Origin of the sequence: Corynebacterium glucuronolyticum DSM 44120 (assembly GCF_030440595.1) — a bacterium.
Taxonomy (GTDB): Bacteria; Actinomycetota; Actinomycetes; order Mycobacteriales; family Mycobacteriaceae; genus Corynebacterium; species Corynebacterium glucuronolyticum.
In genome coordinates, this window is the sequence record NZ_CP047452.1 from 1,172,657 (window position 1) to 1,198,946 (window position 26,290).

Consider the following 26,290-nt stretch of genomic DNA (forward strand, 5'->3'; position numbering starts at 1 on the left):
GGATGAGGTAAGACCAATCTATGTGTGAGGTGACGAGTGCAAACTGTGACGATCGCGACGGCCGGTGAACCATTTCCCGGTTCGGCCTTTTCCTCGCCGATCTACCGGATCCCTGCTCTGTGCGTGACAGGATCCGGTCGCATCCTTCTGGCGTACGACGTGCGAGAAGACTGGCGGGATTTGCCGGCAGATTTTGATATGACGTTGCGACACAGTGATGACGGCGGAAAGACGTGGTCGGCTCCGCGTGCGCTACGCCGCCACGAACCGGGGCATGGTTTCGGGGATGCCTCCCTCGTGTGTACGTCGACACGTCATGGCGGCGACATCCTGTGCTGGTACGTCGGGTCAACAGGGGAATCCTACTTCAGCGCCACGCCTGGAAAACCCGGGCTTGAGCTCTGGCTGTCTCGTTCGCGGGACGACGGGATGACGTGGGAGCACCACCGGGTGGACGACCTGCGTCCGGAATCAGTAGGTGGCATGTTCGCCTCCTCTGGCAATGGGCTCGCACTGTCCGACGGCGGTCTCATCCAGACCTTTGTCGCCCGCGTGGGGGAGGACAACTTCGCGCTGGCTGCCCGCAGCGATGACGGGGGACAGACCTGGCGCGCAGGTGAGCTCATCGGCCCGGACTGCGACGAAAACAAGGTGGTTGAGCTTGCAAACGGAGACATCCTCATGCACGCGCGGGCGACCCCGGTGCGTCGACAAGCACTGTCACGCGATGGCCTCACGTTTGCTTCCCCAAAACCCGTGCCGGCGCTGACAGATCCGGCGTGCAACGGTGGCCTGTGCAGGTGGGGCGGCCTAATTGTGGCGAGCATGTGCGACCACCCACGGGAACGCGGGCGCTTGAGCCTTCACTTTTCCACCGATGAGGGGGCAACGTGGGGGCCGGCAATTCCCATCGATACCGGTGCCACGGCTTACTCCGTAGCAGCGCCACTTGATGATGACACTCTCGCGCTGGCGTGGGAAGCCGACGATTACCGCACCATCCAGTTCGCTACCGTTACTCGTGGCGAGGACATCGTCCCGAGGCGCGGTGCAGGCACGTGGGCTAAGCCTCCGGTGGTTAACCCCGCCGGAAAATGAACTCGTGGTCGCGCTGATCGCCGACTTTGAAGCGGTATTCTCCTGCTTTGTGGAATCCGAACCGGGAATAAAACCGCTGCGCGCCGAGGTTTTGTGACCAGACCCCGAGCCACTGGGTGGCATAGTGCTGATCCAACCAGTCCATGCCCAGCTTCATGAGCACACCGCCTAGGCCGCTGCCTTGGTGTGTGCCCCGGATATACAAGCGCTTGAGTTCGCCGTCGCCCTCTGTGACATCGGGATGGGGAAGACCACAGGGGCCGACGAGGACATAGCCAACGGCCACCTGGCCGTTGCGGGCGATCCACACCGAGTGTTTCCTACTGCGTAAGAGGGAAACGAGCGCCTCGGTCGAGTACGTCGTCGTAAGAAAGTAGTCGAGATCAGCAGCCGGGTAAAGACGACCGAAAGTTTCGGTGAAGGTATCAATGGATAGCTGCTGGAGTTCGTCAACGTCCCGAGGACCAGCTGGTGAAACGGTCACTGTTGGCATTTTTCACCCTCGACTTTCTTATCGTCGTTTTTTCCTTGTCTTCCTTGCCTTTTCTGAGGTGCCTGTCGTCTCAGCAATCTAAGAAGGACTTCCGCTTAGTCAGCGAAGACGCTCGTTTTACTGTAGCGTTCGGTCTGAAAACTGTTCTCCTTTCGGGTCTTGATGAGAAAGAATGTGAATAGTTTTCCCCCTAAATGGGGTAATTCAACAGTGATCTGAATCATGAGGAATGGTCTGCTGGTTAGGGGCACCTACGGTGTCGTAGGTAGTCAGGGGTGTAGGTTAAGTGATTTGCTCTCAACCTGGCCAAATCGAAGCAAATTTTACTTAAATCAATACTGGTAGTCTCCGAATTATCAGAAAATGAAGGAGGATCGTGCAATGTCTCACTGCACTCTCATCGCCCATCGTGGCACCAAAACTCTCGCACCGGAAAACACCTTCAGTGCCTTCCAAGCCGCTCTAGACCATGGCATCAATTGGATCGAGACTGATGTGGACATCATGGGGGACGGTACCCCCATCATCATGCATGACACGTCGCTCGATCGCACGACCAACCATCCCGGCCTGTACTACAATCTGGCTGCATCCGACCTTGCATCCATTGATGCCGGTAGCTGGTTTTCGCCGGATTTTGCTGGGGAAAAGATCCCCACACTCTCCGGACTCGTACAGTTCATGAACGAACGCGAGCTCAACGCCAACATTGAGATCAAGTCCAACGAACAGGGAAAAAAGCAGACCCTGCAGCTCATCGACAATGTCATCGCCGAACTGGAAAACCTTGACCCCGCACGCAAGGTCATTGTTTCCTCCTTTAACCACGTTCTATTATCCGTGTTTAAACAGCGCGCGCCCAAGCTTCCCGTCGGCTGCTTGTACGAGACAGTTGCTTTGTATGACGATTGGAAGTCGATTCTGGAACTCGTCGGTGCCGAGTACATCCACCCAGAAGATAGCTACCTCACCCGTGAGCGAGTGGACGCTTTCCACGCGGCAGGCTTCGGAGTAAACGTCTGGACAGTCGATGACCCAGGCCGTGCAAACCAGCTTGCTAACTGGGGGGTGGACGGTGTCATCTCCAATTGTCCCCAGCTCCTTACTGGTATTACCGGTGCGGTGAGCGAGAAATAGGGGTGATAAAAAAGTGAAAAACATTTTTAGCAGGAACAGTGAACTCCCCATATTCCTGCGTAAGGGGCGCATTGGCGGCTTTTTGACCGTAGTGTTTGCGGGACAACTAACATATTCCGCCTTTGAAGCGTTCAAGGGATCTCTGATGATTCCGCTCACGAACGCCTTAGGTATCGGCATCGACCAGTTCGGCATCCTCATGGGGTGGCTGGGCATCGCTATGTTCCTGTATATCCCTGGCGGTTGGGTGAATAATCGCTTCACCATCCGTTCCATCCTCATCGCCTGGGCTGCCTGGCGAATGGTAACCGCTCTTGTCCTCTTCCTCGTTCCGGGGCTGAGCTTCTCAGTGATGGTGGCTATCGCCATCTCCTGGGGTGTGTGGGATGCGATTGGTTGGCCAGCCGTGGTCAACGGCGTGAGCTTCATGTCTCAAGATGCCAATAAACAAGGACGAGGCCTTGCCATGGGCATGCTGGAGTCGATACGCCGTGCAGTGGAATTCAGCATGAACCTGATCGTGGTGGGACTCCTTGCTATCTTTGCTGAACAAGCCAATACTGTTATGACGATCATGGGCGTGCTCTACTCGCTCATTATCATCCCGCTTATTTTCTGCATTTTGAAGTTTGTCCCCAAGAACGCGACAGCCAAGGCAGAAAACCCAGAAGAATCCGACAATATCGCAGCGCTCAAAGGACTGGTCAAGGTTCTACTGCTCCCGCGCGTATGGCTAGCCGGCATCGCTGGGCTTTGCGTTTACTGGTGCTACGTCAACCTCATCTATTCCTCTGCGCCGTACCTGTCTCTCGTGTTTAACGCGACGGATGCACAATCCGGTGCCTTCGGTATCTTCAACACCGGACTTGTCGGTATCTTTGCCGGTGTTGTTTCCGGTCTTGTTGCTGACTATCTCTTCAAGTCTTCGACGCGAATGATGGCGGCAGCGCTCGCGCTGACGGCCATCGGCGTAGGTCTGGTGTACATCCTTCCGCAGGGGGGAAGCATTTGGGTCGCCATGTTCCTGCTCATGGTCATGGCGCTCGGAATCTTCATGGGCAAAGCAGTCATCCTCGCGCCGATTGCCGAGCTGCACTTGCCGGAGGAAATCAATGGTTCCGCGATGGCTGTCGGTTCGTTCCTAGTCTACGCATCGATTTTCTGGGCAAACCCGATGACAGCCGCCATCGTTGAATCTCACCGTGAGACCCCACACGTGGGCTACCAACAAATCTTCCTCATCACGCTGTGTGTAGCGCTTGTTGGTGCATTTTGTGCCATTCTTCTGGATCGCATCAACGCGCGGGTTCTTCTGCGAACCTCAGAGGAGGCGGTCGATGGCGAGACGCTCGAACCCGTAACCGAGTAGTGGCGAAACAGGTAGGCGAGGGCACCAACAAGTTGCCGACGCTATAAACTAGAGCCTTATGACGTACCAGGATACTGATCTCATGGATTTTGACGAGGTTTTGGAGACCTTCGACCCGGTTATGGGCCTCGAGGTACACGTGGAGCTACAGACGGAAACCAAGATGTTTTCGTCCAGTTCCGCCGATTTCGGCGCTCCGCCGAACACGCACACCGACCCCACGTGTTTGGGTCTGCCCGGTGCGCTCCCCGTTGTCAATGAGACTGGTGTCGAGTGGGCTATCAAGATTGGCCTTGCTTTGAACTGCAAGATCGCCGAGTACTCCCGCTTCGCCCGGAAGAACTACTTCTACCCGGATCAGCCCAAGAACTACCAGATTTCCCAGTACGACGAGCCGATTGCTTATGACGGCTACCTCGATGTGCAGCTCGACGATGGCACCACCTGGCGTGTAGAGATCGAGCGTGCCCACATGGAGGAGGACACCGCTAAGCTCACCCATATCGGTGGCGCAGACGGTCGTATCGCCGGTGCTACGCACTCCCTCGTCGATGTCAACCGCGCGGGTGTTCCGCTCATCGAGATCGTGACCAAGCCCATCGAGGGTGCTGGTGAGCGCGCTCCTGAGGTCGCCCGCTGCTACGTCGCTGCGCTTCGTGATTTGGTGAAGGCACTCGGCGTTTCCGATGCCCGTATGGATCAGGGTTCCATGCGTTGTGACGCGAACCTGTCCCTCATGCGCAAGGGCGCCACCGAGTTCGGCACCCGCACTGAGACGAAGAACATCAACTCCGTGCGCTCTGTTGAGCAGGCAGTTCGCTACGAGATGATGCGCCAGGCTGCAGCCCTCGAAGCCGGCGAGGAAATCATCCAGGAAACACGTCACTACCAGGAAGTGGATGGCTCTACCAAGAAGGGTCGCCCGAAGGAGACCTCCTCGGATTACCGCTACTTTAACGATCCGGATCTGCCCCCGGTGATCGTGTCCAAGGAGCGCGTTGAGGAAATCCGTGCCACCCTCCCTGAGCTTCCGTGGGTCAAGCGTGACCGCCTGCAAAAGGAATGGGGTGTCTCCGATGCTGAGATGCGCGACCTCGTCAACGCTGGGGCGCTGGACCTCATCGTCGAAACGACGGAGGCTGGTGCCAAGGCAGATGAGGCCCGTTCCTGGTGGACCTCTTACCTCGCACAGAAGGCCAAGGAATCCGAGGTGGAGCTTGAGGATCTGTCCATTACTCCGAAGCAGGTAGCTCGTGTTGCAGAGCTCGTCCGTGAGGGCAAGCTCACGAACAAGCTCGGCCGCACTGCAATCGACGGCGTTCTCGTCGGCGAGGGCGACGTGGATGAGGTTGTGGCTAAGCGTGGTCTCGAGGTCGTGCGCGATGACGCGGCGATTGAGAAGGCTGTCGATGAGGCAATCGCTGCCAACCCGGATATTGTCGAGAAGTACCGAGCTGGCAACAAGAAGGTCACCGGCGCCATCGTTGGTGCAGTCATGAAGGCGACGAAGGGAAAGGCCGACCCGAAGACTGTCAACCAGCTCATCGCCAAGAAGCTTTCCTAGGAGGAAAGCTACCGGCCCCGAAATTCGCCTGCTTGTGCAGGCGAATTTTTGTGTTTTGGAGTGTTATCGTGTTTTGTCACGGTTCGATTGCAATTTCCGCATAAAGCGCTGAAATCGTCGCAATCAACGCTCATTGGTGCATATTATGCGTGTGTAGCCCCACTAAAAAGGAGAACACATGATCAAACGTGCACTAGCAATGTCTATGGCCTTCCTCGGGGTGCTTGTGGGCGCAGGCTTCGCCTCGGGACAGGAGATCCTGCAATACTTCGGAGCTTTCGGGCACTGGGGGATCGCAGCAGCAGTTATCTCCGGACTCATCATGATGATTTCCGGCATGGTCACGCTCCAGTTCGGCTCCTACTTTCAGTCGAAAGAACACATGCCAGTCGTGTCCTACATCGCCAGCCCGTTTCTTGCGAAGGTTTTTGACTATGCCATCATGCTCACCCTCTTCGCCACGGGTTTCGTCATGCTTGCGGGCGCGGGCAGCAACCTCAACCAGCAATTCGGCTTGCCGACAATTGCAGGTTCTGTGCTCATGGTGGTGCTGGTCATTGCCGTTGGCTTCCTCGACGTAGATAAAGTATCCAACGTCATCGGTATCATCACGCCGTTTCTTCTCGTGTTCATGGTGATCATTTTTGCCAAATACGCTTTCAGTCCTACCGATTCCATCGCTGCTCTCGACGCACAGGCGGCGAGCGTCCAAGCGGGTCATCTTGTTCCGAACTGGTGGGTGTCGTCGGCAAACTATGTCGGCATGTGCCTCATGGTAGGGATTTCCATGGCGCTCATCATGGGCGGCAACAGTGCAGATCCGAAGGCCGCTGGTCTAGGTGGCATCATCGGTGGCGCCCTTTACGGATTGTGCCTTCTGGGCCTCGTACTGTCGCTGTATTTCAACATCGGCGATGTCGGTTCTTTTGACATGCCAACGCTCGCCCTCGTTTCTCAGATTCATCCGGTGCTGGGGACCATCATGGCGATCGTGATCTACGCGATGATTTTCAACACGGCCATTGCCATGTTCTACGCCTTGTCCAAGAGGTTGAGCGCCGAGAAGCCAGAGAATTTCCGTCGCTACATGATCGGCTCTACCCTTATTGGTTTTGTCTTTTCCTTCATTCCGTTTTCCACCCTCGTCTCCTGGTTGTATCCGCTGGTCGGCTACGTAGGCATCCTCCTTATTGTCACGCTTATCGTCTCGTGGGTAGCCACGCGGCCGGAGATAACGGAGGAAGGTTCCAGGCGTGAAAAAATCCGTCGCCTCGTGTCTCGTCGGCTCGATCCTCGCGCGCGCTTTACCTCCAAGCAACGCCGCAAGCTGCGCAATGAAGTGCGTGCTTCCAACGTGGAGGATAAAGAGTTGTACCGGGCTATTGAACAAGAAGAGGCGGACCGCCTGGACTCGGATGATGATGTTGAGTTTTCCTCGGACGAGTATTTCAAAGAGCGCTATCCGGAGGAATACGCTGACGGCGAAAAGTCCTAACCGTGGTTACACTCGGAAACATGTATACTTCACGCTCTGACAGGTACGAATCAATGGAGTACAGACGCGTTGGTAACTCCGGTCTGATGCTCCCCGCGATTTCCCTAGGTTTCTGGCACAACTTTGGCGACGATAAACCACGGGAGACTCAACGGGCGATTATGCGTCGGGCATTCGATCGCGGTGTCACCCACTTCGATCTGGCAAACAACTACGGCCCGCCAGCGGGCGCAGCGGAGACGAACGTGGGGGAGATACTGCGGCAGGACTTCGCCTGTCACCGCGATGAACTGATTATTTCCTCCAAGGCTGGGTGGCGTATGCAGCCGGGGCCGTATGGTTTTGGTGGGTCGCGAAAGTATCTCATGGCATCACTCGACGCGTCGTTGAAGCGCCTCGGTGTGGACTACGTGGATATTTTCTACCATCACCGGCCGGACCCAGATACGCCACTGGAAGAGACAATGTACGCGCTGCGGGATATCGTTGCTTCTGGAAAGGCGCTCTATGTGGGGATCTCATCCTATTCAGCGGATCTGACTGCCGAGGCCGCAGAAATCATGCGGGAGGAAGGGTGTCCGCTGCTCATCCACCAGCCAAGCTATTCCATCGTGAACCGGTGGGTGGAGGAGCCGGATGATAGCGGTGACAACCTTCTTACCTCCGCAGCTGACAACGGTCTCGGCGTGATCGCCTTTTCCCCGCTGGCGCAGGGGCTCCTCACTGATCGTTACCTCCACGGCATTCCCGAGGGATCCCGCGCAGCAAGTCACAAGTCCCTGAGCGAGGACATGCTGAGCGAGCGAAACCTAGACATGGTGCGAGCGTTGAAGGAGTTGGCGGACAAGCGTGGCCAAACCATTGCTCAGCTCGCTCTGGCGTGGGTGCTGCGCAAGCAGGGAGACTACGGAGAGAAGACTGTGACGAGTGCGCTCATCGGAGCCTCCTCCGTTGAGCAGCTCGACCAGAACCTGGATGCGCTCACGAATCTGGCATTTAGCCAGGAAGAACTTGACACCATTGACAGGGTTACGAGTGATGCCGGCATCAACATCTGGGGTGGGGCGACCCGATCAAAGTCAGCGGACGATTAACGGTCGACTAACGGAAGACTAACAAGGCCGAAGAAAAGCCCCGGGGTTCACACAACTCCGGGGCTGTGTCGTGTCGTCCCGTTGTGTTGTTCCGTCGTTTTGACCGTCGTGCTGTCTGCCGCTACATGAAAAGGACACGGAAAGCCATGAAAACCATGAACAAACCGATGCCAGAGTTGATACAACGCCAGACTTTGGGGCTCGATAAAGGCTTTGACAGCGCTGCGGCACCGTAGCCAAAGGCTGGGAACCAAACAAGCGAAGCAGCCATTGTTCCGAGGAGGAATGCCCACTTATCCGGGCCGTAACTGGAAGAAATCGACCCGATGACGACGAAGAGGTCGACCCACGCAGCCGGGTTGATAACACTGACCACGAATGCAGCGACTGCGGGCCCCTTAATTTCCTGGGGTATATGGAAAGTGCGGCGGTGAGTTTTCTCCTTCACCGTCGTCGCTGTCTCCATGACCGTCGCTGTGGCCATCGTCGTTCCTGCGGTGGTCGATGATACGTCCGGCAGCTCCTCCTCATGCGGTTTGGTCTCAGAGACGGTCTCGGTCGCCAGCGTCTTGGGGTGGATGGCATCGCGGAAGCATGTGTACGCGAACCATAGGAGGTAGAGGAACCCTGCGTAGCGGAGGATCTCCAATACGATGGGAGCCTTCTGTAAAATCACACCGACACCTACACCGCTAAGCGCAATAAGCGTGATGTCGCACAGCGCACACACGGAGATAACCAGGGTGATGGCCTGGCGCCGCAGCCCGTACTTCAAAATGAGCGCGTTCTGGGGCCCGAGTGCCAAGATTAGGGAAAGGTTAAATAGCAATCCAGCAAAGAAAACGTTCACATACTTATTGTGAGTCAGCAACACACATAAGTAAAATGATAAATTCTCGGGTACCATAAAAGTAGCTTAACCTACGTGGGAGAATGTGGAGCAGTAATGAAACTTGAGCAAATGGAAACCCTCTTGGCGATCATCGACGAGGGGAGTTTCGAACGTGCCGCTACCGCGCTCGGGATTAGTGCGCCGGCTGTGAGTCAACGTATTAAGGCCCTCGAGCACAGTACCGGCAGGGTACTGGTGCGCAGGGAAACCCCGGTCTCCCCAACGGAGGCAGGCGAGGTAATTGCACAAGCTGCGCGGCGTGTGGCCTTGTTGCAGGCGGAGACCGAAGCAGCACTTGATCGGCGCCTGGCGAGCGTCCCCCTCAACGTGGCGATCAACGCCGATTCCCTCGCTACGTGGTTTCCGCCGGTGCTCCGTGAAGTAGCTCAGTGGGATTCAGCCTCCATTATGATGCGCTTGGAAGATGAGTCGCACTCGCTAGAACTCCTGCGCAGCGGTGATTGTCTTGGGGCTGTCACGCGCGAGTCCAAACCGGTCTCCGGGTGTGATTCCGTGCTTCTCGGCACGATGCACTACGTGGCCGTGGCGGCCCCCTGGCTGGCAGAGAAGTATACCCAGGACGGGGCCATTGATTGGGCACGCATACCTGCACTCCGTTTCGGACCCAGGGATTATCTGCAAGATCGTGATCTTGTTGGACGGCTTGATAATCCGCCGAAGCATCGGCGCGTGTCCGTAGTGCCGTCGATGGAGGCTTTTTTGCACTCCATCGAGGCCGGTTTGGGGTGGGCTATCGTAGTGGATACGCAGGCTAAGGAGATGATCGGGAAGGGGGTTGCTGTGTGGCTTGATAATCAGGTGATTAGCGCAGATTTGTACTGGCAACACTGGCGCCTTGAGTCGCCCCTTCTTGAGCTCCTCACCTCTGCTGTAACCCGCGCCGCTCGTGCCAATATCCCGCCGCGTCCGTCGCTCTAGTGATCCCAGCCGAAGAATTCAGACTGCCAAGTTTCGGGATTTTTGACTCTTTCCGATTCTGCGATCTCTCCGGGAAGAGACGTTCCCGGAGTGAAAGGCGAGCCACCTAACTCCTCTCGGTGGTGCGGCGTGACGAGGCCAGAAAGGTCTGGTCCAACGGGCACAATTTGGGAGGGGCTAATTTCCTTGTGCACGATGTAGTAATGCTGCTTCATCTCTGTGAAGTCGCACGTGTCGCCGAATCCTGGTGTCTGGAAGAGGTCGCGGAGGTAGCCCCACAGGTTCGGCATCTCAGTGATCTTGTTTCTGCTGGCTTTGAAATGACAGTGGTACACGGCATCGAAGCGAATCAACGTGGTAAATAGGCGAATATCGCCTTCAGTGATGTGGCTTCCCATGAGGTAGCGTCGGTGTGCGAGGCGCTCTTCCAGCCAATCGAGGGCCGTTCAGAGGCGGTGGTAGGCATCCTCGTAGGCTCCCTGGCTCGTGGCGAAGCCGCGCCGGTAGACACCATTGTTCACCTCAGTGAGGATGCGTTTCATCACCGGTTTCATTTCTTCCCGGAGTTCAGCCGGATAGAGGTCGGGTGCGTCCTCGTGGTGGAACTGCCTCCATTGCTGCCCAAAATCGATGGTGATGTCGGAATACTTGTTCGTCACCACCTTGCCAGTGGACACTTCAACGATAGCGGGCACAGTGATGCCATGGGGGTACTCGGGGTAGCGCGCGAAGTAGGCGTCCTGAAGCCGGGGGATCCCTAGAACAGGATCAACGCCCCCTGGATCAAGGTCGAAGGTCCACGAGCGCTTGTCGTGCGTGGGACCCGCCAATCCGAGAGAGATTGCATCTTCCAGGCCGTAAAGCCTGCGGGCAATAATAGTGCGGTGCGCCCATGGGCAGGCGCGGGCAGCGATGAGACGGTAGCGATCCTTTTCCACTGGCCAAACAAACGATCTGTCATCTGTTTGCTGTGGTGCAGATCCTGGTTCTAGATCGGCGACTATGCGGTCGTCAATGTAGTTGGTGTCGCGTACAAACTCGCCTTTGTCGTTGTTCGTGCGGTTTTCAGCGTCGCCCGCCCAGTCAGTATCTTTCGTCTTCGTCATGCAATCTAGTGTACGCATCAACAAAAGGTGACGGCGCGCCCGGAATGCGAAAACCGACAAGGTGGCATGTTCGTCCTTTAGGCTAGGGGCGTGGATAAGTTCAACACGCCAGATAAAGCAAGCCCCGTCGATTTCGATTCTGAGATCCCCACCTACACCGGCACCGCCGAGGGGAAAACCGAGGTTTTTGGTTCGCCTGATAGCCAGAAGACGACGGCTTTTAGTCGTCCAGGGCGTGCGAAGCCACAGGTTATTAGCCCCACGCCGAATGAAAACGCGGCAACTGCCGTGTTCTCGGCTTCAGAGTCGCCGGACGCAGATTTTGCGCCGACCGTGTCTACTCCGGCACCGAGTGCCCCAAGCCTCGCCACGGCGATTTCTACGCCCGCCACGACGGTAGCAGATTCCACTACAGGCTCCTCTTATAGGCTTGGTCCTGCAGTGGAGGAGCCTGGAGAAGAGATCGCCGATTCCCGTCGCGGGACAATCGACTTCGGTCTCCTGCTCCTTCGGCTCGCCTTTGGTGGCTTTCTCGTCTTTGAAGCGATAAAGGTGTTCTTCAATCTCGGAGATGGGGGAGGCCTCGCTGGTATGAAGGACGCGTTCGCTTCCTACAGCATTCCCACGGTTCTGGCCATCGCCGTCCCCGCGATCGAGCTCACCGCAGGAGTCTTCCTTGTTCTCGGCCTTCTGACACCTGTCGCTGCGGCGCTGGCGCTCGTGGCAACGGGGTTTAACGCCCTTCACATGTTTGTTCAGAATGACACAACGAGCCTGTTCTCGGTGTCGCCGGCGGTAACACTTGCAGTCCTTCTCCTAGGTATCGCCCTCGCATTGCAGTTCACCGGGCCGGGGAAGATCGCCTTAGATTTCTCCCGGAGTTGGGCACGGAGACCACGTGCCTCCAGCTGGATCTGGTTCATCCTTGGAATCGTCGGCGCCGGCGCGCTCTGGTGGTTCGGTGCAGGAATTAACCCGTTGGCCTAGCAGCATTCATCGCCCCGCCTCGGCGGGGCTTTTTCGTGCGGACGTTACAGGGAGGTGTTGACAGGCGAGAGCATAGAGCGCCAACACAGCTAGGGCGAGCCAGACGTAGTCCGAGACTAAGAAGGTTTTCCACCAGGAAAGAGCATAGAGGTCAATGGCATCGCCGAACCACCATTTGGGAGGATTCGTCACCATGAGCAGAGTCCACATCCCCAGGACGAAGCCGAGGGCACGTGGCCTGCCAAAAACCGTGTACCACCGCCAAGCGAAGACGGGGATGAAAATGGCGACCCAGACCCAGTGATGTGACCAGGAAATCGGCGAAATGAGCAGCATGAGAATCGCATTGCAGAGCCAAGCGTCCACGTCTAGACCACGGCGGACGAGGGCGACCATCAGCCAGCCGACAAGTCCGATAGCCGCAAAGGACAGCACGAGCCACGTCACGTTGAGGAGCCCCGAATGAGCGTTCAGTGCGTCCTCAGAAGTGAACCACCGCATGATCATGCCCTTAAACGAGGAGTTGGACTGGTACGCAGTGTTTACGCCCGCGTCCTGACCGGAACCGAGCCCTAACAGGGTGGAGGAAAAGTACTCCACAGTCACATCCCAGCGAACGGCGGCCGCAATAAGCGTCGCAAGGATTGTCGAGGCGAAGCTGACAAGGATTGCGCGAATGTTCCGGTTCAGCAAGAAGAAGAAAAGCATGACGAGGGGTGTAAGCTTGATTGCCACAGCGATGCCGATGAGCGTTCCCTGGGGAAGAAACCTCCGTCGGGGGACAAGATCAAGTACAACGAGTCCCATGATGATGATGTTGATCTGTGCAAACGACGAGTTGAGGACGATGGGCTCCAACAACATGACCGCCGGCCACGTCACTGCCACAAGGACGTGCTGTGTAGTCGTCGACGTGCCAGCCGGAGTGAGAATAGCTCGAGCGACAAGATGCAGGCAGGTAAGCAACAACAAAGCGGAGGACGCGATCATGATATCGCCGGCTAGCTTCACGCCGAGCAAGGCCAACGGAACCATGACCAAGGCGCCAAACGGGGGATAGATAAACGGCAGCAGAACTGTTCCCACTTGCATCGGCTGGGAATATACCTCACCACCACGGATGAACGTCCGCACACCTTCGATATAGATAGCCATATCAATGGGTTCATCGTTCATCCGAACCTGCTGCCACAGCACTGCGAGCCCAGCGACAAGCCCCACGGTGATGAGAGCCGTGGGGTAAAGGGCTAATCCTTTATCCGCTCCATTCCTGGTCGCCACTCCCTGGTTCGGTTCACGCCTGTCAGGCACGTGCCTATCTGCGTTGTGCCCGTCCGCCACTTGTTTTTGCATGCGCACCTTTCGTCTCGACTCACTCCATAATCGCACACGCGCACAGAAAGGCGGGCATGTGCCGGGATTACAGTGCGTTCATGAGCCGGGATTACAGAGCGCGCACTGCACCTTTGTCTGCGGAGGTAGCAAGCTTTGCATAAGCCTGTAGAGCCTTGGACACGACACGATTTCGCTTCGGTGTCCACGGGTGCTCGGAGTTTTCTATCCGCTCACGGCGACCCTGGAGCTCCTCCTCGTCCACATCGAGGGTAAGAGTGCGGTTGTGTACAGAGATAGACACGGTGTCGCCATCCTCGATCAATCCGATGAGCCCGCCGTGGGCAGCCTCGGGAGAAATGTGTCCAATGGACAGTCCAGAGGTACCACCGGAGAACCGGCCGTCGGTGATGAGCGCGCAAGACTTGCCCAGGCCTGCACCTTTGAGGAAGCTCGTTGGGTGCAGCATCTCCTGCATACCCGGTCCTCCCGATGGGCCCTCGTAGCGGATGACCACGCAGTCACCCGGCTGAACCTCGTGGTTGAGGATCATGGAGACAGCCGCCTCTTGGCTGTCTACCACACGGGCGGGGCCGGAGAATTCCCAGAGATCCTCGTCAACACCTGCGGACTTCAACACCGCACCGTCTGGAGCCAGATTGCCACGGAGGATGACGAGGCCACCGTCGGAGGTGAACGGGTGGTCGACATCGTGGATGACACCGGCCACGGGGTCGGTATCCAGGTCGTCCCACCGGGTGGACTGTGAGAACGCCTCGTTCGTGCGTGTGCCACCGGGTGCGGCGTGGAAGAGCTCGATGGCTTCATCGGTGGCGTGCCTGCCACGGATGTCCCAATCGTTCAACCACGTGTCCAGATCGGGGTAAATGACGGAGCGCACGTCCTCGTTGAGCATGCCAGCCCTGTGTAACTCTCCGAGGATGGCGGGAATACCACCGGCACGGTGGACATCCTCAACGTGCGCGGTGCCGTTTGGGGCGATCTTGGAGATACAGGGAATTACGTGGGAAAGCTCGTCAATATCGTCGAGGGTGAAGTCCACCTCGCCTTCCTGCGCGGCAGCGAGCGTGTGCAAGATGGTGTTGGATGAACCGCCCATGGCCATATCCAGTGCCATGGCGTTGCGGAACGCATCACGAGTGGCGATTGAGCGCGGCAAAACCGAATCGTCTTCCTCACCGTAGTAGCGCTTGCACAGCTCCACGACGGTGCGCCCGGCGCGGGTAAACAGATCGCGGCGGGCGGTGTGGGTGGCGAGCGTCGTTCCATTTCCAGGAAGAGAAAGTCCCAATGCTTCCGTCAAGCAGTTCATCGAATTTGCCGTGAACATGCCGGAACAGGAGCCGCACGTCGGGCACGCGGATTCAACGATTGTGCCGAGCTCCTCGTCGCTCACGTTGTCATCGGCTGAGTACTGGATGGCATCGATGAGGTTGGAGTGGGACTTAGCCTGGCCGTCGACGACGATGGCTTTGCCTGCTTCCATCGGGCCACCCGAGACGAACACGGCGGGTATGTTCAGTCGCAGCGCTGCGTTCAGCATGCCTGGGGTGATCTTGTCACAGTTGGAGATGCACACCATGGCATCTGCAGTATGCGCGTTGACCATGTACTCCACCGAATCAGCGATGATCTCGCGGCTTGGTAGCGAGTACAACATGCCACCGTGGCCCATAGCAATGCCGTCATCCACGGCGATAGTGTTGAACTCCTTGGGTACACCACCAGCCGCGCGTACCGCTTCAGCAACGATATCGCCGACGTTTTTGAGATGAACATGCCCAGGAACGAACTGTGTGTATGAGTTGACGATGGCCACGATCGGCTTACCAAAGTCCTCTTCGGCGGTGCCCGTTGCCCGCCACAGTGCCCGTGCGCCAGCTGCCTGCCTGCCTACGGTAGTGACCTTTGAGCGAAGTTGAATCATGATGCGCTCCTCCTTGTGCCTGAAAGTGACCGGTAAAACCAACACAACGATGTATCTGGGGCGAATAAACGCCTTCACAGGTTGTGGTAAACATACCTTAGTCGCTTTCCCCGGAAAAAATCCCAAAATGTGGTTAGTGTGTTCCGTCTGGCGGGAGAGAATGAGAAAAGCCACGTGCTGGGGCACGTGGCTGAAGGGGTAAAAGCGCTGTACTACTAGCACATCGTGCTACTCGTACTTTTTCGTGCGCGTATTGCTGCTAGTGCTTTTTCTTGCGTGCTGCGCGCTTCCGGTCAAGATCTTCGGCCACTTTTTGTTCGCGCGCTTCCGCCTCCTCTTTGGAAACCAGTACCTCGTGGCCGTCCTTCGAGACGATTCGTACTTTGTCCTTGGCGGCTTCGTATCCATCGGTGTAGACGTCCGGGATGCGGCCACCGGAGGCCGCTGCAAATTTAGGAATGCTGTTAAAGGTGACGGCGGGGAGGGGGAGAAGGCGGCCATCCTTTGCTACTGCCAGTGTTCGCGACTTTTCAAAGCGTAGCTTGTCAAACTCGCCCCATGTCATGGATTGTGGCGCCTTAAAGGCGTAGCGTGCCGTGATGCCCGTCTCTGAGGCGACCGTGGTGGAGGAGCGAAGTGCCCACCAGACGAGGAGGGTGGGGATAATGACAAAAACATAGACCCACAAATCCCTGCCTGCAGCGATGAAGATAAAGAAGAGGAAGAAAAGAGCGGCGGCAAGGTGTCCCTTGGAGGGGGTGAACCTGGCGGCATTGCTGGGCGCGTTCGTCTTTGGCATGGGGCTTATTCTATGGCATTCCGGGCATCCCGCATGCATAGGGTGATTGGGGTGTAAGCTTGTAAATCTCGCCAAATGGGATAAGTATCCCAAATTTGGGGGTAGCGCAGTTGCGGTAGTGGAAGACCCGCTATAAAGTCTCAGACATGACAAATCTTCGACTTCTAGTGGTAGTGATTACCGAGCGGTGCAGGCTGCGGGCGCTACCAATGTCGTCGTAGAAAAAGCAACAGACGCTTTTATTCGCCCCCGTCTTCGCGCCGCACCCCGGTACCGAAGGCGGGGGTCTTGTCTATCACGTCAGGGCCACCCGCACTCATAGACGTAAACCGCACCATGGTTCACCCCACCTGTTGCGAAACGACAACTCCACCGAACCGCCCACGCCACACGGCGCAGATGAAGGGAAAGGGTACAAGGTTGTGACAAAAGGTAAACCCCCAACTCCAGCCAGCTTGCCCAAGAAGCTCAAAAACACGGCTTCTGGGCAGCACGAATCCGTCAAGCCGATCACGATGACAGGAGCAGAAGCCGTCGTGAGGTCTCTAGAAGAGCTCGGCGTAGACACCATCTTTGGTATTCCTGGTGGTGCCGTCCTACCGCTGTATGACCCCCTCTACAGCTCGGAGAAGATCCACCACGTGTTGGTTCGTCACGAGCAGGGGGCGGGGCACGCAGCGGAAGGCTATGCCACGGCTAGTGGAAAGGTCGGTGTATGCATCGCTACCTCCGGACCCGGTGCTACGAATATCGTGACGGCGCTGACAGATGCCAACCTCGATTCTGTTCCGATTGTCGCCATCACCGGTCAGGTTGGTCGCAGCCTGCTCGGTACGGATGCCTTCCAAGAGGCTGATACTCGTGGCATCACGATGCCTATCACAAAGCACAACATGATGGCTCAGTGCGCGGAGGATATCCCCCGCATGCTTGCGGAGGCGTTTCACATCGCCTCCACGGGGCGCCCCGGTCCCGTCCTTGTGGATATCCCCAAGGATGTGCAGAATGCGACACTTGAGTTTCAGTGGCCACCAGAGATGAACCTTCCCGGGTACCACCCGGTAACCGAGCCACACAAGCGGCAAATCTCCGAAGCCGTGGACCTCATCGCTGCTGCACAGCAGCCGGTGCTGTACATCGGTGGTGGCGTGATCAAGTCGGGTGCCTGCAAGGATCTCCGCGCGTTCGCTGAGTTCACCGGCATTCCGTTGGTAACCACTCTGATGGCGCTCGGCGCGATGCCAAAACATCACCCGTTGAATATGGGAATGCCAGGCATGCACGGCACGGTTCCGGCTAACGCTGCTCTCCAACGCTCTGACCTCATCATCGCTATCGGAACGCGGTTTGACGATCGCGTCACCGGTGATGTCGAGGCCTTCGCGCCCCACGCAAAGATCATCCACGCGGATATTGATCCGGCCGAGATCTCCAAGATTAAGGAGGCGGATGTTCCCATCGTCGGCGATGCGGCGGAGGTACTGCGTGCGCTGTATGCGGCCTACAAACAGGCCGGACACAGCAAGCTTGAGCTGGGAAAGTGGATGACCTACCTGAACAATCTGCAGTCGAAATTCCCGCTCGGATACGACACGTCCGATGGCGACGATATCGACCCGCAGTTTGTTCTGCAGAAGCTTGCAGAGATCGTGGGACCCGACGCGATCTACGTCTCTGGTGTGGGACAGCACCAAATGTGGGCTGCCCAATTCCTCGAGTTCGATGCGCCTCGTACATGGTTGAACTCCGGAGGTCTCGGCACCATGGGGTACTGCATCCCAGCTGCACTTGGTGCTAAGGCGGCATGTCCAGAAAAGAATGTGTGGGCGATTGACGGTGATGGTTGCTTCCAGATGACAAATCAGGAGCTGGCTACCGCCGCGATCGAGGGCTACCCACTCAAGGTGGCCATCATCAATAACGGAAACCTGGGCATGGTGCGGCAGTGGCAGACGCTCTTTTACGAGGAGCGCTATTCCAACACACACCTGGGAGACCGTGGCTCCTATATCCCGGACTTCGTCCTGCTCGCCGAAGCCCTGGGCTGCGTGGGCATCCGCGTAGAGCGTGAGGAAGACGTGGAGCCAGCGATCCAGAAGGCGCAAGAAATTAACGACCGCCCCGTGGTCATCGACTTTATCGTCGCCGAAAATGCCCAGGTGTGGCCGATGGTCGCCGCCGGTGCGTCGAACTCGGACATCGAATACGCGCGCGGATTGCGCCCGCTTTTCGACGAAGACTCGGCCGCCGAACGCCTCACCGCCATCGACGCGGCACTGCAGGCACACACAGCGCCCCATAATTCGGATCACTCGGATCTAGCTGCCCCTGGGCCCGCGCCCAAGGTGAGCTACTTCACCTACGAGGAGGAGAACAATGGCTAACCGCGAGAAATCGATGCACACGCTCTCCGTGCTGGTGGAAGATGTCGACGGCATTATGTCCCGGGTCTCCGGGATGTTCACCCGCCGCGGCTACAACATGCACTCGATCAACTCGGCGAAGACGGAAGTTCCCGGGTTCAACCGGATCACTGTCGTCGTTTGGGCAGACGAGGTGCACATCGAGCAGATCACCAAGCAGCTGAACAAGCTCATCAACGTGATCAAGGTGGTGCGCTTCGAAGACGAGGCTGCTATCGCCCGTGGCTTCCTCATGGTGAAGGTGGCGGCCGACACATCAAATCGGCCACAGGTGGTGGATGCAGCGAAGCTGTTCCGTGCACGCGTCATCGATGTAGCCCGGGAATCGGTCATCATCGAGGCGACCGGCGGTGAAGCGAAGCTCAAGGCACTGCTTGAGGTGCTGGAGCCTTTTGGGATTCTGGAGCTTATCCAGTGTGGCCAAATCGCCCTGGGCCGCGGACCGCGGACAATGATGCCCCCGGCGCTCCGCCAGCAAAATTAAACTACTACTACACGGGCGGATTCACACCATGGTGATTCGTCCACCCGGATTCACCCTATGCAGATTATCTGCAGACGGTTCCGCATTCGAAATATCTTCCGTGAAAGGATACTGACACACAATGGCTATCGAAGTTCTCTACGACGATGACGCTGATCTGACCATCATCCAGGGCCGCAAGGTCGCCATCATCGGCTACGGCTCCCAGGGCCACGCGCACGCGCAGTGCCTCCGTGATTCTGGTGTCGAGGTCGTCGTCGGCCTCCGCGAGGGATCTAAGTCCGCAGTGAAGGCAAAGGAAGCTGGCTTCACTGTTACGTCCAACGCTGAGGCAGCCGCATGGGCTGATGTTGTCGTCCTGCTGGCTCCGGATACCTCCCAGGCAGCTATTTACGAAAAGGACATCGCACCGAATCTCAACCCCGGTGACGCACTCTTCTTCGGCCATGGCCTGAACATCCACTTCGACCTCATCAAGCCGGATCCGTCTATCACCGTCGGCATGGTTGCTCCGAAGAGCCCCGGTCACCTCGTACGCCGTCAGTTCGTCGATGGCAAGGGCGTTCCAATGCTCATCGCGGTCGATCAGGATCCGGAGGGCAACGGCCGTGACCTCGCCCTCAGCTATGCTGCAGCTATCGGCGGTGCCCGTGCCGGCGTGATCCCCACCACCTTCAAGGATGAGACGGAAACCGACCTCTTCGGTGAGCAGGCCGTCCTGTGCGGTGGCCTGGAGAAGCTCATCATGACCGGTTTTGAGGTGCTGACCGAGGCTGGCTACGAGCCGGAGATGGCCTACTTCGAGGTACTGCACGAAATGAAGCTCATCGTTGACCTCATCTATGAAGGTGGCATCGGCAACATGAACTACTCCATTTCCGATACCGCAGAGTACGGCGGATACCTGTCCGGCCCGCGCATCATCGATGACTCCGTTAAGCAGAAGATGATGGACGTCCTGAAGGACATCCAGGACGGCACCTTTGTTGGCCAGCTGCTCAAGAACATTGAGGGTGGCAACAAGGATCTTGAGGCTCGTCGCACGAAGATCGCCGAGCATCAGATTGAGAAGACCGGCGCTGAGCTCCGTGACCTCATGAGCTGGGTTAAGAACCCGCTGAACGATACCGCTCACTAGCTCACCGCTCATTATTCGCAACGGTTGTTTCTCGCCGTAGCGGTACCTTTGCACACGGGACACACCGCCTCGCCTTCCGCGAGGCGGTGTGTTTGTCGTTTGCACCTTGTCTGATTGTCTACATGTCTGCTTGTCGACGACGTGTCGTCGCTTCGGTTTACTGCCTCTTCTCGGCTCGCCGGTGAGCCGGGACGGATGACGTGACGGCACCCGAGGGCGTCGACAAGCAAAAGGGAAACGAACCGTTACAGTGGAGGCATGGAGATAACCTACACAGCCGTTAGCTTTGAGCGCTGGGTGCGTGAGTTGGTGCGCGAGACACTGCGGTTCATTGCCATTGACGGGCGTGGAGGAGCAGGGAAATCGACGCTTGCGGCTCGGGTGGCGGAGCATCTCGGTGCCCCCGTGGTGCACGTCGACGATGTGTCGTGGAATTACAGTCGCTTCGACTGGGCGGATGAGCTAAAGAAGGGCATTGTCGACCCGCTTCTGCGTGGCCTCGATGTGAATTACGTCCCGCCGGGGTGGAAACCCCACGGCAGAACGGGGGCCATTGTCTTGCCGGGGAGCGCACCTGTCGTGCTCATAGAGGGGACGGGGATCATCCGACCCGAATTCGACTGGAAGAGCAGTGTGTGGGTGGCCGGTGACATACAGGAGCAGCGCCAGCGCTGCATAGACAGGGGAGAGGATCCGGCCTTTTTCGATGCTTGGCAGGACAAAGAAATTTCCTTCCTGGAGCACATGACACCGTGGGCGCACGCGACGTGGATCGTCGACGGCTCTGACGTTATGGGCGACACCCTTGCCGTTGCACGGCTGAGAGGTCAGAAGGAACCGTGAGAACCGGAAAGGTGAGCAGAAGAAAAGCCCTGTAAGCGGCAACGCCCGTAACCGAAATCGGTTGCGCGACCGCAAGGAAGCGCGAGCGCAAAGAAGCGCGAGTACGGAGAAACCCGAGCGGTAAGAGGTGCACCCGCTGAGGAGTGAGAGCGGAAATAGGTGCGACCGCTAAGAAGTGAGAGCGGTCGAGATGTGCGATCGAAAGAGCACAGTGAAACCTATTCCACTGCCTCCAACAAAGGGTATCCTTAGTTTTGAAGTAAAAGTTTGCAGGCGGTATCAGGCTAGGAGAAACCGTGGAAGCTCACAATCATGCGCATGACGAGCACGAGCACCCACATGCAAGGGGGCACAACCACCATCATCATGCCGGGCACCATCATGCCGGGGCATCAGTTCGAGCACTGGCAATAGCGTGCACGATGACGGTGACCATCCTTATTGCAGAGGTTGTTGGTGGCATTGTCTCGGGATCACTGGCGCTACTCTCAGACGCCGCCCACATGCTGTCGGATGCCGCAGGCCTGATCCTTGCTCTTGTCGCAAGTTGGTACGGGCAGAAGCAAGCTTCGGGGAGGGCGACGTACGGAAACAAACGCTTCGAGGTGCTCGCGGCATTCATCAATGCCGTCGTTGTGCTTGCTATCAGTGTGTGGATCATTGTCCGCGCGATCATGCGTTTCATGGCTCCCGAACCTGAAGTGCATACCGGCGTCATGCTTGTTGTCGCTGTCGTCGGTTTACTCGCCAACGTCGTCTCCGCAATTATCCTTAACCGCTCTGCCAGCGACTCGATGAACGTCAAAGGGGCGCTCCTGCACGTCTTGAGCGACCTTTTGGGTTCCGTCGCCGTCATCGTCGCGGGGCTCATAATCCAGTTCACAGGCTTTACTGCAGCGGACTCCATTGCGTCCCTCGTCATTGCAGTGATTATCGTTCCGCGCGCAACGAGCCTCGTGTTTAGCTCCGCAGGAGTCCTTGTCGAGCGTGCCCCGGAGACAGTATCTGTGAAAGCAGTCAGGCAACGCCTGTCAGCGCTTCCTGGCGTGGTCGCCGTTCATGACCTCCACGTCTGGTCGCTGGACGGGGAGTCTCTTCTCGCCACCTGCCATGTCGTTGCAGATGGGCCACACCACCCAGTATTGGACGCGGTCCACAGTGAACTAGTAAAAATGGGAATTGACCATTCGACCATCCAGATGGAGACCCCTGACCACGTAAAGTGCGAAGGCGAGCTGCATCCTTAGGCGAAAGAAGATAGATTTAAGGCCATGGGTTTTTCAACACCGAGTTACGGTTTGCACGATCTTTTTGCGCGCATTGATCGAGGTGATCTCCAGCTCCCGGATTTCCAGCGAGGCTACAAATGGAACCTCGACGCTATCCGCGAGCTCATCGTTACAGTCCTCCGCGGTTACCCCGTCGGGGCACTGATGGCGCTCGAGACCCGACATGTCCCCATCCGCTTCCGCCCGCGCCCGATTGACGGCGCTCCGGACATTAATGACAACCCCGGCCTGCTGTTGCTCGATGGCCAGCAGCGCCTCACATCGCTCTACCACACGCTGAAGGGCGACGGCTTTGTGAAGACGGTCGATTCCCGCTCCAAGCCCATCAAGCGACGCTTCTTCGTCGATCTCAACCGTGTGGCGGAGTCCGATATCCTTCCGGATGAGGCTGTCTTTTCCGTTGACCAGAAAGGAAAAGTGCGCAGTCACTTTGGCCCACAGATCGATTTTCCGCTGGACACTACAGAGGCTTTCCTCAAAGCCAACGTGGTGCCCGTTTCCAGCCTGTTGACGGACAAGGTGACCGATCTTCTCTTGGACATGGCATCCACCGGAAACATGCAGCGCCAAGAAGTCAAAGCCTTCAACAACAAAGTGGTCAAACCACTGGCTGGCTACCAGATTCCCGTTATCCGGCTCGACCGAGAGACGGCACAGGCGGGCGTGGGTTCTATCTTCGCGCACGCAAATTCTGCAGGCCTGCAGATGGACGTATTCGAGCTCCTCACTGCCGTCTTCGCCGCAGAGGATCCGGAGTTCGACCTGAAGGCAGATTGGGAACGTACCAAGGGCATCTTGGAGAACCATCCTGTATTTAAGGACCTCGACCGCACGGACTTCCTCACCGCAGTCGCCCTGTATGTGACAGCAAAGAAGGGACACGCACGTGGCCACCGCGAGGACATCCTTCGGTTGACGTTGGATGACTACATTCCGGCCGCTGAATCCGTGCGCAAGGGGATTAAGTCTGCAGCCGAGTTCGTCACCGTCCGCGGCATGTTCACAGCTGAGCAGATTCCGTTCCCCAAACAACTCATTCCCATCACGGTCATTCTTTCGCTGCTCTCGGATACCCCGGAGGTGTTCGAGTCCCAGGATGCTGTCGACCGCATGAACCGCTGGTTCTGGTCGGGAGTGTTCGGCGAGCTGTACAGTTCCCATTCGCTGACCACCCGCATCGCCCACGACTGCTCCGAGGTGACTCGCTGGGTGCGTGCGGGAGCTGAGGACGACGAAACAGTTCCTGAGCCGGCGACGGTCGAGTCCGCCACGTTTAACGAGTCCAGGCTCTTCTCCGTCGGTCGTGATTCGCCAGTGCACAAAGCGATCCACACGCTGCTCATGGCACGCGGTGCACGCGACTGGCGCACCGGTGAGCTGTTCACGGAACAAACCTTCTTCGAGATGAAGACCGGCTTCCACACGATCTTCCCGGGCTCCTGGTGTGAGGACAACGGCGTTGATCGCGTGCTGGAAGAATCCGTGCTCAACCTCACCCCTATGGCGCGACGCACGGAGGTTGTGCGTGCCGGAACATCACCAGCGCGTTACCTCGCCCGACTTATGGGCAAGTCGCTCATGGATCAGAACCAGTTCAACAAGGTCCTGGCTACGCATCTGCTCGACCCTGAGCTGCTGCAGGCCGGTGAGCCATTCAAGTTCTTCGCCGATCGGCGCGAGCGCTTTGTGAAGATGGTCGAGGAGGCCATGGGCAAGCCCGTCACTCACGACGTGGACGAAGCGGATCTCCGCGGAGGCTTCGAAGGCCCGGATGCTTTTGTTCAGTAGCCCCAGTCTCACCTTTGAGGTTTACTAATTCACAAAAGGTCGGTGACATTCGTCGCCGACCTTTTTCGTACCTTCATAGCCCTTCAGGCTTGAAGGTTTTCAAGCGTCTACGCCTGTCGGTTCTCAATTTTTCTTGTCCGCGTTAGCAAGATACCCGTGGTTGCACGGTTCCGCGCTGCATGGTTGCTAATTTTCTGGTTTTTTGGCACCGTTGAATAGTTGTCTTTTTACTGTTTGCCACCGGCGCATATGTCGGTGGTCTCGTTTGTGAAAGGTGCGGTCATTGTCCGTCCGTAAAAACCTTGCGCTCTGCGTTTCCACCGTCCTCGTTGCAGGCCTGACCCTTGCTGGTTGCTCCTCGTGGGACGGTGATTCCGCTGTAGAAACGACAACCCAGGCTCAGCCAACGGGGTTATTCGCAGAGGCCAAGGCGCGGAACACGTCGAGGACAGTAGACGAGCGATTTCCAGCGACCCCTCACGTTGTTGCCGACGATTCCTACTCCGGAGTTAGTGCTTCCCAGACTTTCTTAGAAAAATCGGAGACAGCCATCGTTACAGGTCCGACGATGAATGAACAGCTGCGGGGTGCGTCCCTTTCCGTTGCTTCCTACGCGCCGATGTTCCGAATGACACCCGAGAGCCGGCAGTCGATTATCGACGAGCTCTCACGGCTTGGTGCACACACTATCCTTGCGGTAGGCGACGCAGACCTCACCGGTATCAGTCCAGAGACGACGGTGATCACCGATGACTTCACGGATCGCGGAGTCGAAGAGCTCATCGCTCTCAAGCTCAACCGCGTCCCAGTGGAAGCGCCGGAGGATGTCGCAAGTGCAGTTGCCGGGCTCGGCACGAACAACACTGTCCAGCTCGTACCCTCATTTGAACCCCTTGATCCGCATTTAGTGAAGACACCTGAGGACCCACACGCCAAGCGGACAGCGCTGCGTGCTTTTCCCATTCAGTCGCCCCGTGATGGTGGCATGGCTCCTGTCGTTTTGGCCTGGTCGGGGACCGCTGTGGCCTCCATCGCCAACGCGCGTGTTTACGGAGCAGAAGTACACGTTTTGCCTTACCCAGACCCGCGCGTGTCTAAGGAGTCAATGGAGCTCGTTGCAGGCCTCGCCGATAAGCCCCTCATCGCCCTCGGCAGCGCGTTCGGGACAGGGGAGTACCTTGCAGAGGAGATTCGCTTTGGTGAGAAGGAGCGGCCGACCCTGGCCACAGGCACTCCGTTGGTTTTGCCCGGGCAACGCATGGTTGCTCTCTACGGCCATCAGCTCACTCCCGTTCTCGGTGTTATGGGGGAGCAGCCGCCGGCGGAGTCCGTTGAACGTGTGAAGGAACTTGTTGCTCAGTACCAGCCATTTTCCTCGGAACCGGTCGTGCCCGCCTTCGAGATCATTGCCACTGTGGCTTCTGGTGGCCCAGGCCCGGATGGAAACTACTCCAACGAATCGGCTCCGGAGGATCTCGTGGGATACATTGATGCGATTACAGAGGCCGGCGGGTATGCCGTCATTGATCTGCAGCCGGGTCGGGCAACGTTTTTGGAGCAGGCAAAGCTTTACGAGGACCTTCTCAAACGTCCGAACGTTGGGCTTGCACTCGATGCTGAATGGCGAATCGGCCCCGATGAGCTGCCTATGCAACGCATCGGCTCCGCGACGGCTGCGGAGATCAACGAGGTATCTGAATGGTTGGCGCAGTTGGTGGAGCGAGAGAACCTTCCTCAGAAACTCTTCGTTTTGCACCAATTCCAGCTCGCCATGCTGCCCGATCGGGAGAACATAGATACTCTCCATCCCGAACTTGCTTTTGTGCTCCATGCAGATGGTCACGGTGTCCCGGAGCAGAAGTTTGATACGTGGAATAATTTGCGCCAGAATCTGGATTCACGGTATTTCATGGCGTGGAAGAATTTCATCGACGAAGACACGCCGACTTTCACCCCTGAACAGACGATGACGACGGTTGTACCACAGCCGTGGTTCGTGTCTTACCAGTAAGGAGCCTTTTTTAGAAAGCGGTTCCCTTTATCCTCCAGGTGGGCTAGAATCTATTCATTAC

General features: G+C 57.4%; 20 protein-coding genes and 1 pseudogene. 15 read left to right on the forward strand and 6 right to left on the reverse strand.

Translation table 11 applies throughout. The annotated features are described in order from the left end of the window. The first annotated feature begins 36 nt into the window (after window positions 1-36). Entirely contained in the window at window positions 37-1,098 is a 1,062-nt protein-coding gene (locus tag CGLUCO_RS05360) for a sialidase family protein (protein WP_034989636.1), read from the forward strand. Here CGLUCO_RS05360 and CGLUCO_RS05365 read toward each other — a convergent pair. Continuing rightward, entirely contained in the window at window positions 1,079-1,591 is a 513-nt protein-coding gene (locus CGLUCO_RS05365) for a GNAT family N-acetyltransferase (protein WP_005396097.1), read from the reverse strand. The genes CGLUCO_RS05360 and CGLUCO_RS05365 overlap by 20 nt on opposite strands. A gap of 381 nt (window positions 1,592-1,972) precedes the next feature. Here CGLUCO_RS05365 and CGLUCO_RS05370 point away from each other — a divergent pair, with 381 nt between their 5' ends. The 5 genes from CGLUCO_RS05370 to mgrA all read left to right on the forward strand — a co-directional run bounded on the left by CGLUCO_RS05370 (window position 1,973) and on the right by mgrA (window position 8,250). Next, entirely contained in the window at window positions 1,973-2,728 is a 756-nt protein-coding gene (locus CGLUCO_RS05370) for a glycerophosphoryl diester phosphodiesterase (RefSeq protein WP_231286170.1), read from the forward strand. Between the two features lie 13 nt (window positions 2,729-2,741). After that, window positions 2,742-4,097, forward strand: a complete 1,356-nt coding sequence (locus tag CGLUCO_RS05375; protein ID WP_005396102.1) for an MFS transporter — start codon at window positions 2,742-2,744, stop codon at window positions 4,095-4,097. Between the two features lie 58 nt (window positions 4,098-4,155). Further along, the gene (gene gatB, locus CGLUCO_RS05380) at window positions 4,156-5,661 is read left to right on the forward strand and encodes an Asp-tRNA(Asn)/Glu-tRNA(Gln) amidotransferase subunit GatB (protein WP_005396104.1); all 1,506 of its coding nucleotides are present in this window, start codon (window positions 4,156-4,158) and stop codon (window positions 5,659-5,661) included. 178 nt (window positions 5,662-5,839) lie between these two features. Further along, window positions 5,840-7,156 carry a YkvI family membrane protein gene (locus CGLUCO_RS05385; RefSeq protein ID WP_005392230.1) on the forward strand — a complete coding sequence of 439 codons (1,317 nt, stop codon included), beginning with the start codon at window positions 5,840-5,842 and terminating at the stop codon, window positions 7,154-7,156. Window positions 7,157-7,176: 20 nt separating this feature from the next. Next, window positions 7,177-8,250 (forward strand): L-glyceraldehyde 3-phosphate reductase, encoded by a 1,074-nt coding sequence (gene mgrA, locus CGLUCO_RS05390; RefSeq protein WP_034989650.1) that lies wholly within the window; start codon window positions 7,177-7,179, stop codon window positions 8,248-8,250. A 121-nt stretch (window positions 8,251-8,371) separates the two neighbouring features. On the opposite strand, the gene CGLUCO_RS05395 is transcribed toward mgrA, so the two are convergent. Beyond that, complete coding sequence (locus CGLUCO_RS05395; RefSeq protein WP_232621857.1) at window positions 8,372-9,055, reverse strand: LysE/ArgO family amino acid transporter; 684 nt, start codon at window positions 9,053-9,055, stop codon at window positions 8,372-8,374. 141 nt (window positions 9,056-9,196) lie between these two features. On the opposite strand from CGLUCO_RS05395, the gene CGLUCO_RS05400 reads away from it, so the two are divergent. Beyond that, window positions 9,197-10,081 (forward strand): ArgP/LysG family DNA-binding transcriptional regulator, encoded by an 885-nt coding sequence (locus CGLUCO_RS05400; RefSeq protein WP_005392241.1) that lies wholly within the window; start codon window positions 9,197-9,199, stop codon window positions 10,079-10,081. Here CGLUCO_RS05400 and CGLUCO_RS05405 read toward each other — a convergent pair. After that, window positions 10,078-11,187 (reverse strand): annotated as a pseudogene (locus CGLUCO_RS05405) (glutathione S-transferase family protein). The gene CGLUCO_RS05400 and the pseudogene CGLUCO_RS05405 overlap by 4 nt on opposite strands. 90 nt (window positions 11,188-11,277) lie before the next feature. On the opposite strand from CGLUCO_RS05405, the gene CGLUCO_RS05410 reads away from it, so the two are divergent. After that, complete coding sequence (locus CGLUCO_RS05410) at window positions 11,278-12,174, forward strand: DoxX family protein (protein WP_005396113.1); 897 nt, start codon at window positions 11,278-11,280, stop codon at window positions 12,172-12,174. A gap of 6 nt (window positions 12,175-12,180) precedes the next feature. Here CGLUCO_RS05410 and CGLUCO_RS05415 read toward each other — a convergent pair whose 3' ends face one another. The 3 genes from CGLUCO_RS05415 to CGLUCO_RS05425 form a co-directional block, all read right to left on the reverse strand. Continuing rightward, window positions 12,181-13,527 carry a glycosyltransferase family 87 protein gene (locus tag CGLUCO_RS05415; RefSeq protein WP_005392245.1) on the reverse strand — a complete coding sequence of 449 codons (1,347 nt, stop codon included), beginning with the start codon at window positions 13,525-13,527 and terminating at the stop codon, window positions 12,181-12,183. A 91-nt stretch (window positions 13,528-13,618) separates the two neighbouring features. Beyond that, on the reverse strand, window positions 13,619-15,454 hold the full coding sequence (ilvD, locus tag CGLUCO_RS05420) for a dihydroxy-acid dehydratase (RefSeq protein ID WP_034989652.1): 1,836 nt from the start codon (window positions 15,452-15,454) through the stop codon (window positions 13,619-13,621). A 259-nt stretch (window positions 15,455-15,713) separates the two neighbouring features. Beyond that, complete coding sequence (locus CGLUCO_RS05425; protein ID WP_005396117.1) at window positions 15,714-16,253, reverse strand: PH domain-containing protein; 540 nt, start codon at window positions 16,251-16,253, stop codon at window positions 15,714-15,716. Between the two features lie 422 nt (window positions 16,254-16,675). Between CGLUCO_RS05425 and CGLUCO_RS05430 the strand changes: the two genes are divergently transcribed. The 7 genes from CGLUCO_RS05430 (at window position 16,676) to CGLUCO_RS05460 (ending at window position 26,229) form a co-directional block, all read left to right on the forward strand. Continuing rightward, window positions 16,676-18,637: an acetolactate synthase large subunit gene (locus CGLUCO_RS05430; protein WP_143336859.1), complete on the forward strand. Its 1,962-nt coding sequence runs from the start codon at window positions 16,676-16,678 to the stop codon at window positions 18,635-18,637. Then, the gene (gene ilvN, locus CGLUCO_RS05435) at window positions 18,630-19,160 is read left to right on the forward strand and encodes an acetolactate synthase small subunit (protein WP_005396121.1); all 531 of its coding nucleotides are present in this window, start codon (window positions 18,630-18,632) and stop codon (window positions 19,158-19,160) included. Before CGLUCO_RS05430 ends, ilvN begins: the two co-directional genes overlap by 8 nt. A 121-nt stretch (window positions 19,161-19,281) precedes the next feature. Next, window positions 19,282-20,298 (forward strand): ketol-acid reductoisomerase, encoded by a 1,017-nt coding sequence (gene ilvC, locus CGLUCO_RS05440; RefSeq protein ID WP_005396122.1) that lies wholly within the window; start codon window positions 19,282-19,284, stop codon window positions 20,296-20,298. Between the two features lie 258 nt (window positions 20,299-20,556). Further along, window positions 20,557-21,141, forward strand: coding sequence for a nucleoside/nucleotide kinase family protein (locus tag CGLUCO_RS05445; protein WP_005392254.1), 585 nt, complete (start codon window positions 20,557-20,559; stop codon window positions 21,139-21,141). 422 nt (window positions 21,142-21,563) lie between these two features. Continuing rightward, window positions 21,564-22,388 (forward strand): cation diffusion facilitator family transporter, encoded by an 825-nt coding sequence (locus CGLUCO_RS05450; protein WP_005396124.1) that lies wholly within the window; start codon window positions 21,564-21,566, stop codon window positions 22,386-22,388. A gap of 24 nt (window positions 22,389-22,412) precedes the next feature. Beyond that, window positions 22,413-24,218: a GmrSD restriction endonuclease domain-containing protein gene (locus tag CGLUCO_RS05455; protein WP_084036232.1), complete on the forward strand. Its 1,806-nt coding sequence runs from the start codon at window positions 22,413-22,415 to the stop codon at window positions 24,216-24,218. A gap of 568 nt (window positions 24,219-24,786) precedes the next feature. Next, entirely contained in the window at window positions 24,787-26,229 is a 1,443-nt protein-coding gene (locus CGLUCO_RS05460; RefSeq protein ID WP_005392263.1) for a hypothetical protein, read from the forward strand. Window positions 26,230-26,290 lie beyond the last annotated feature (61 nt).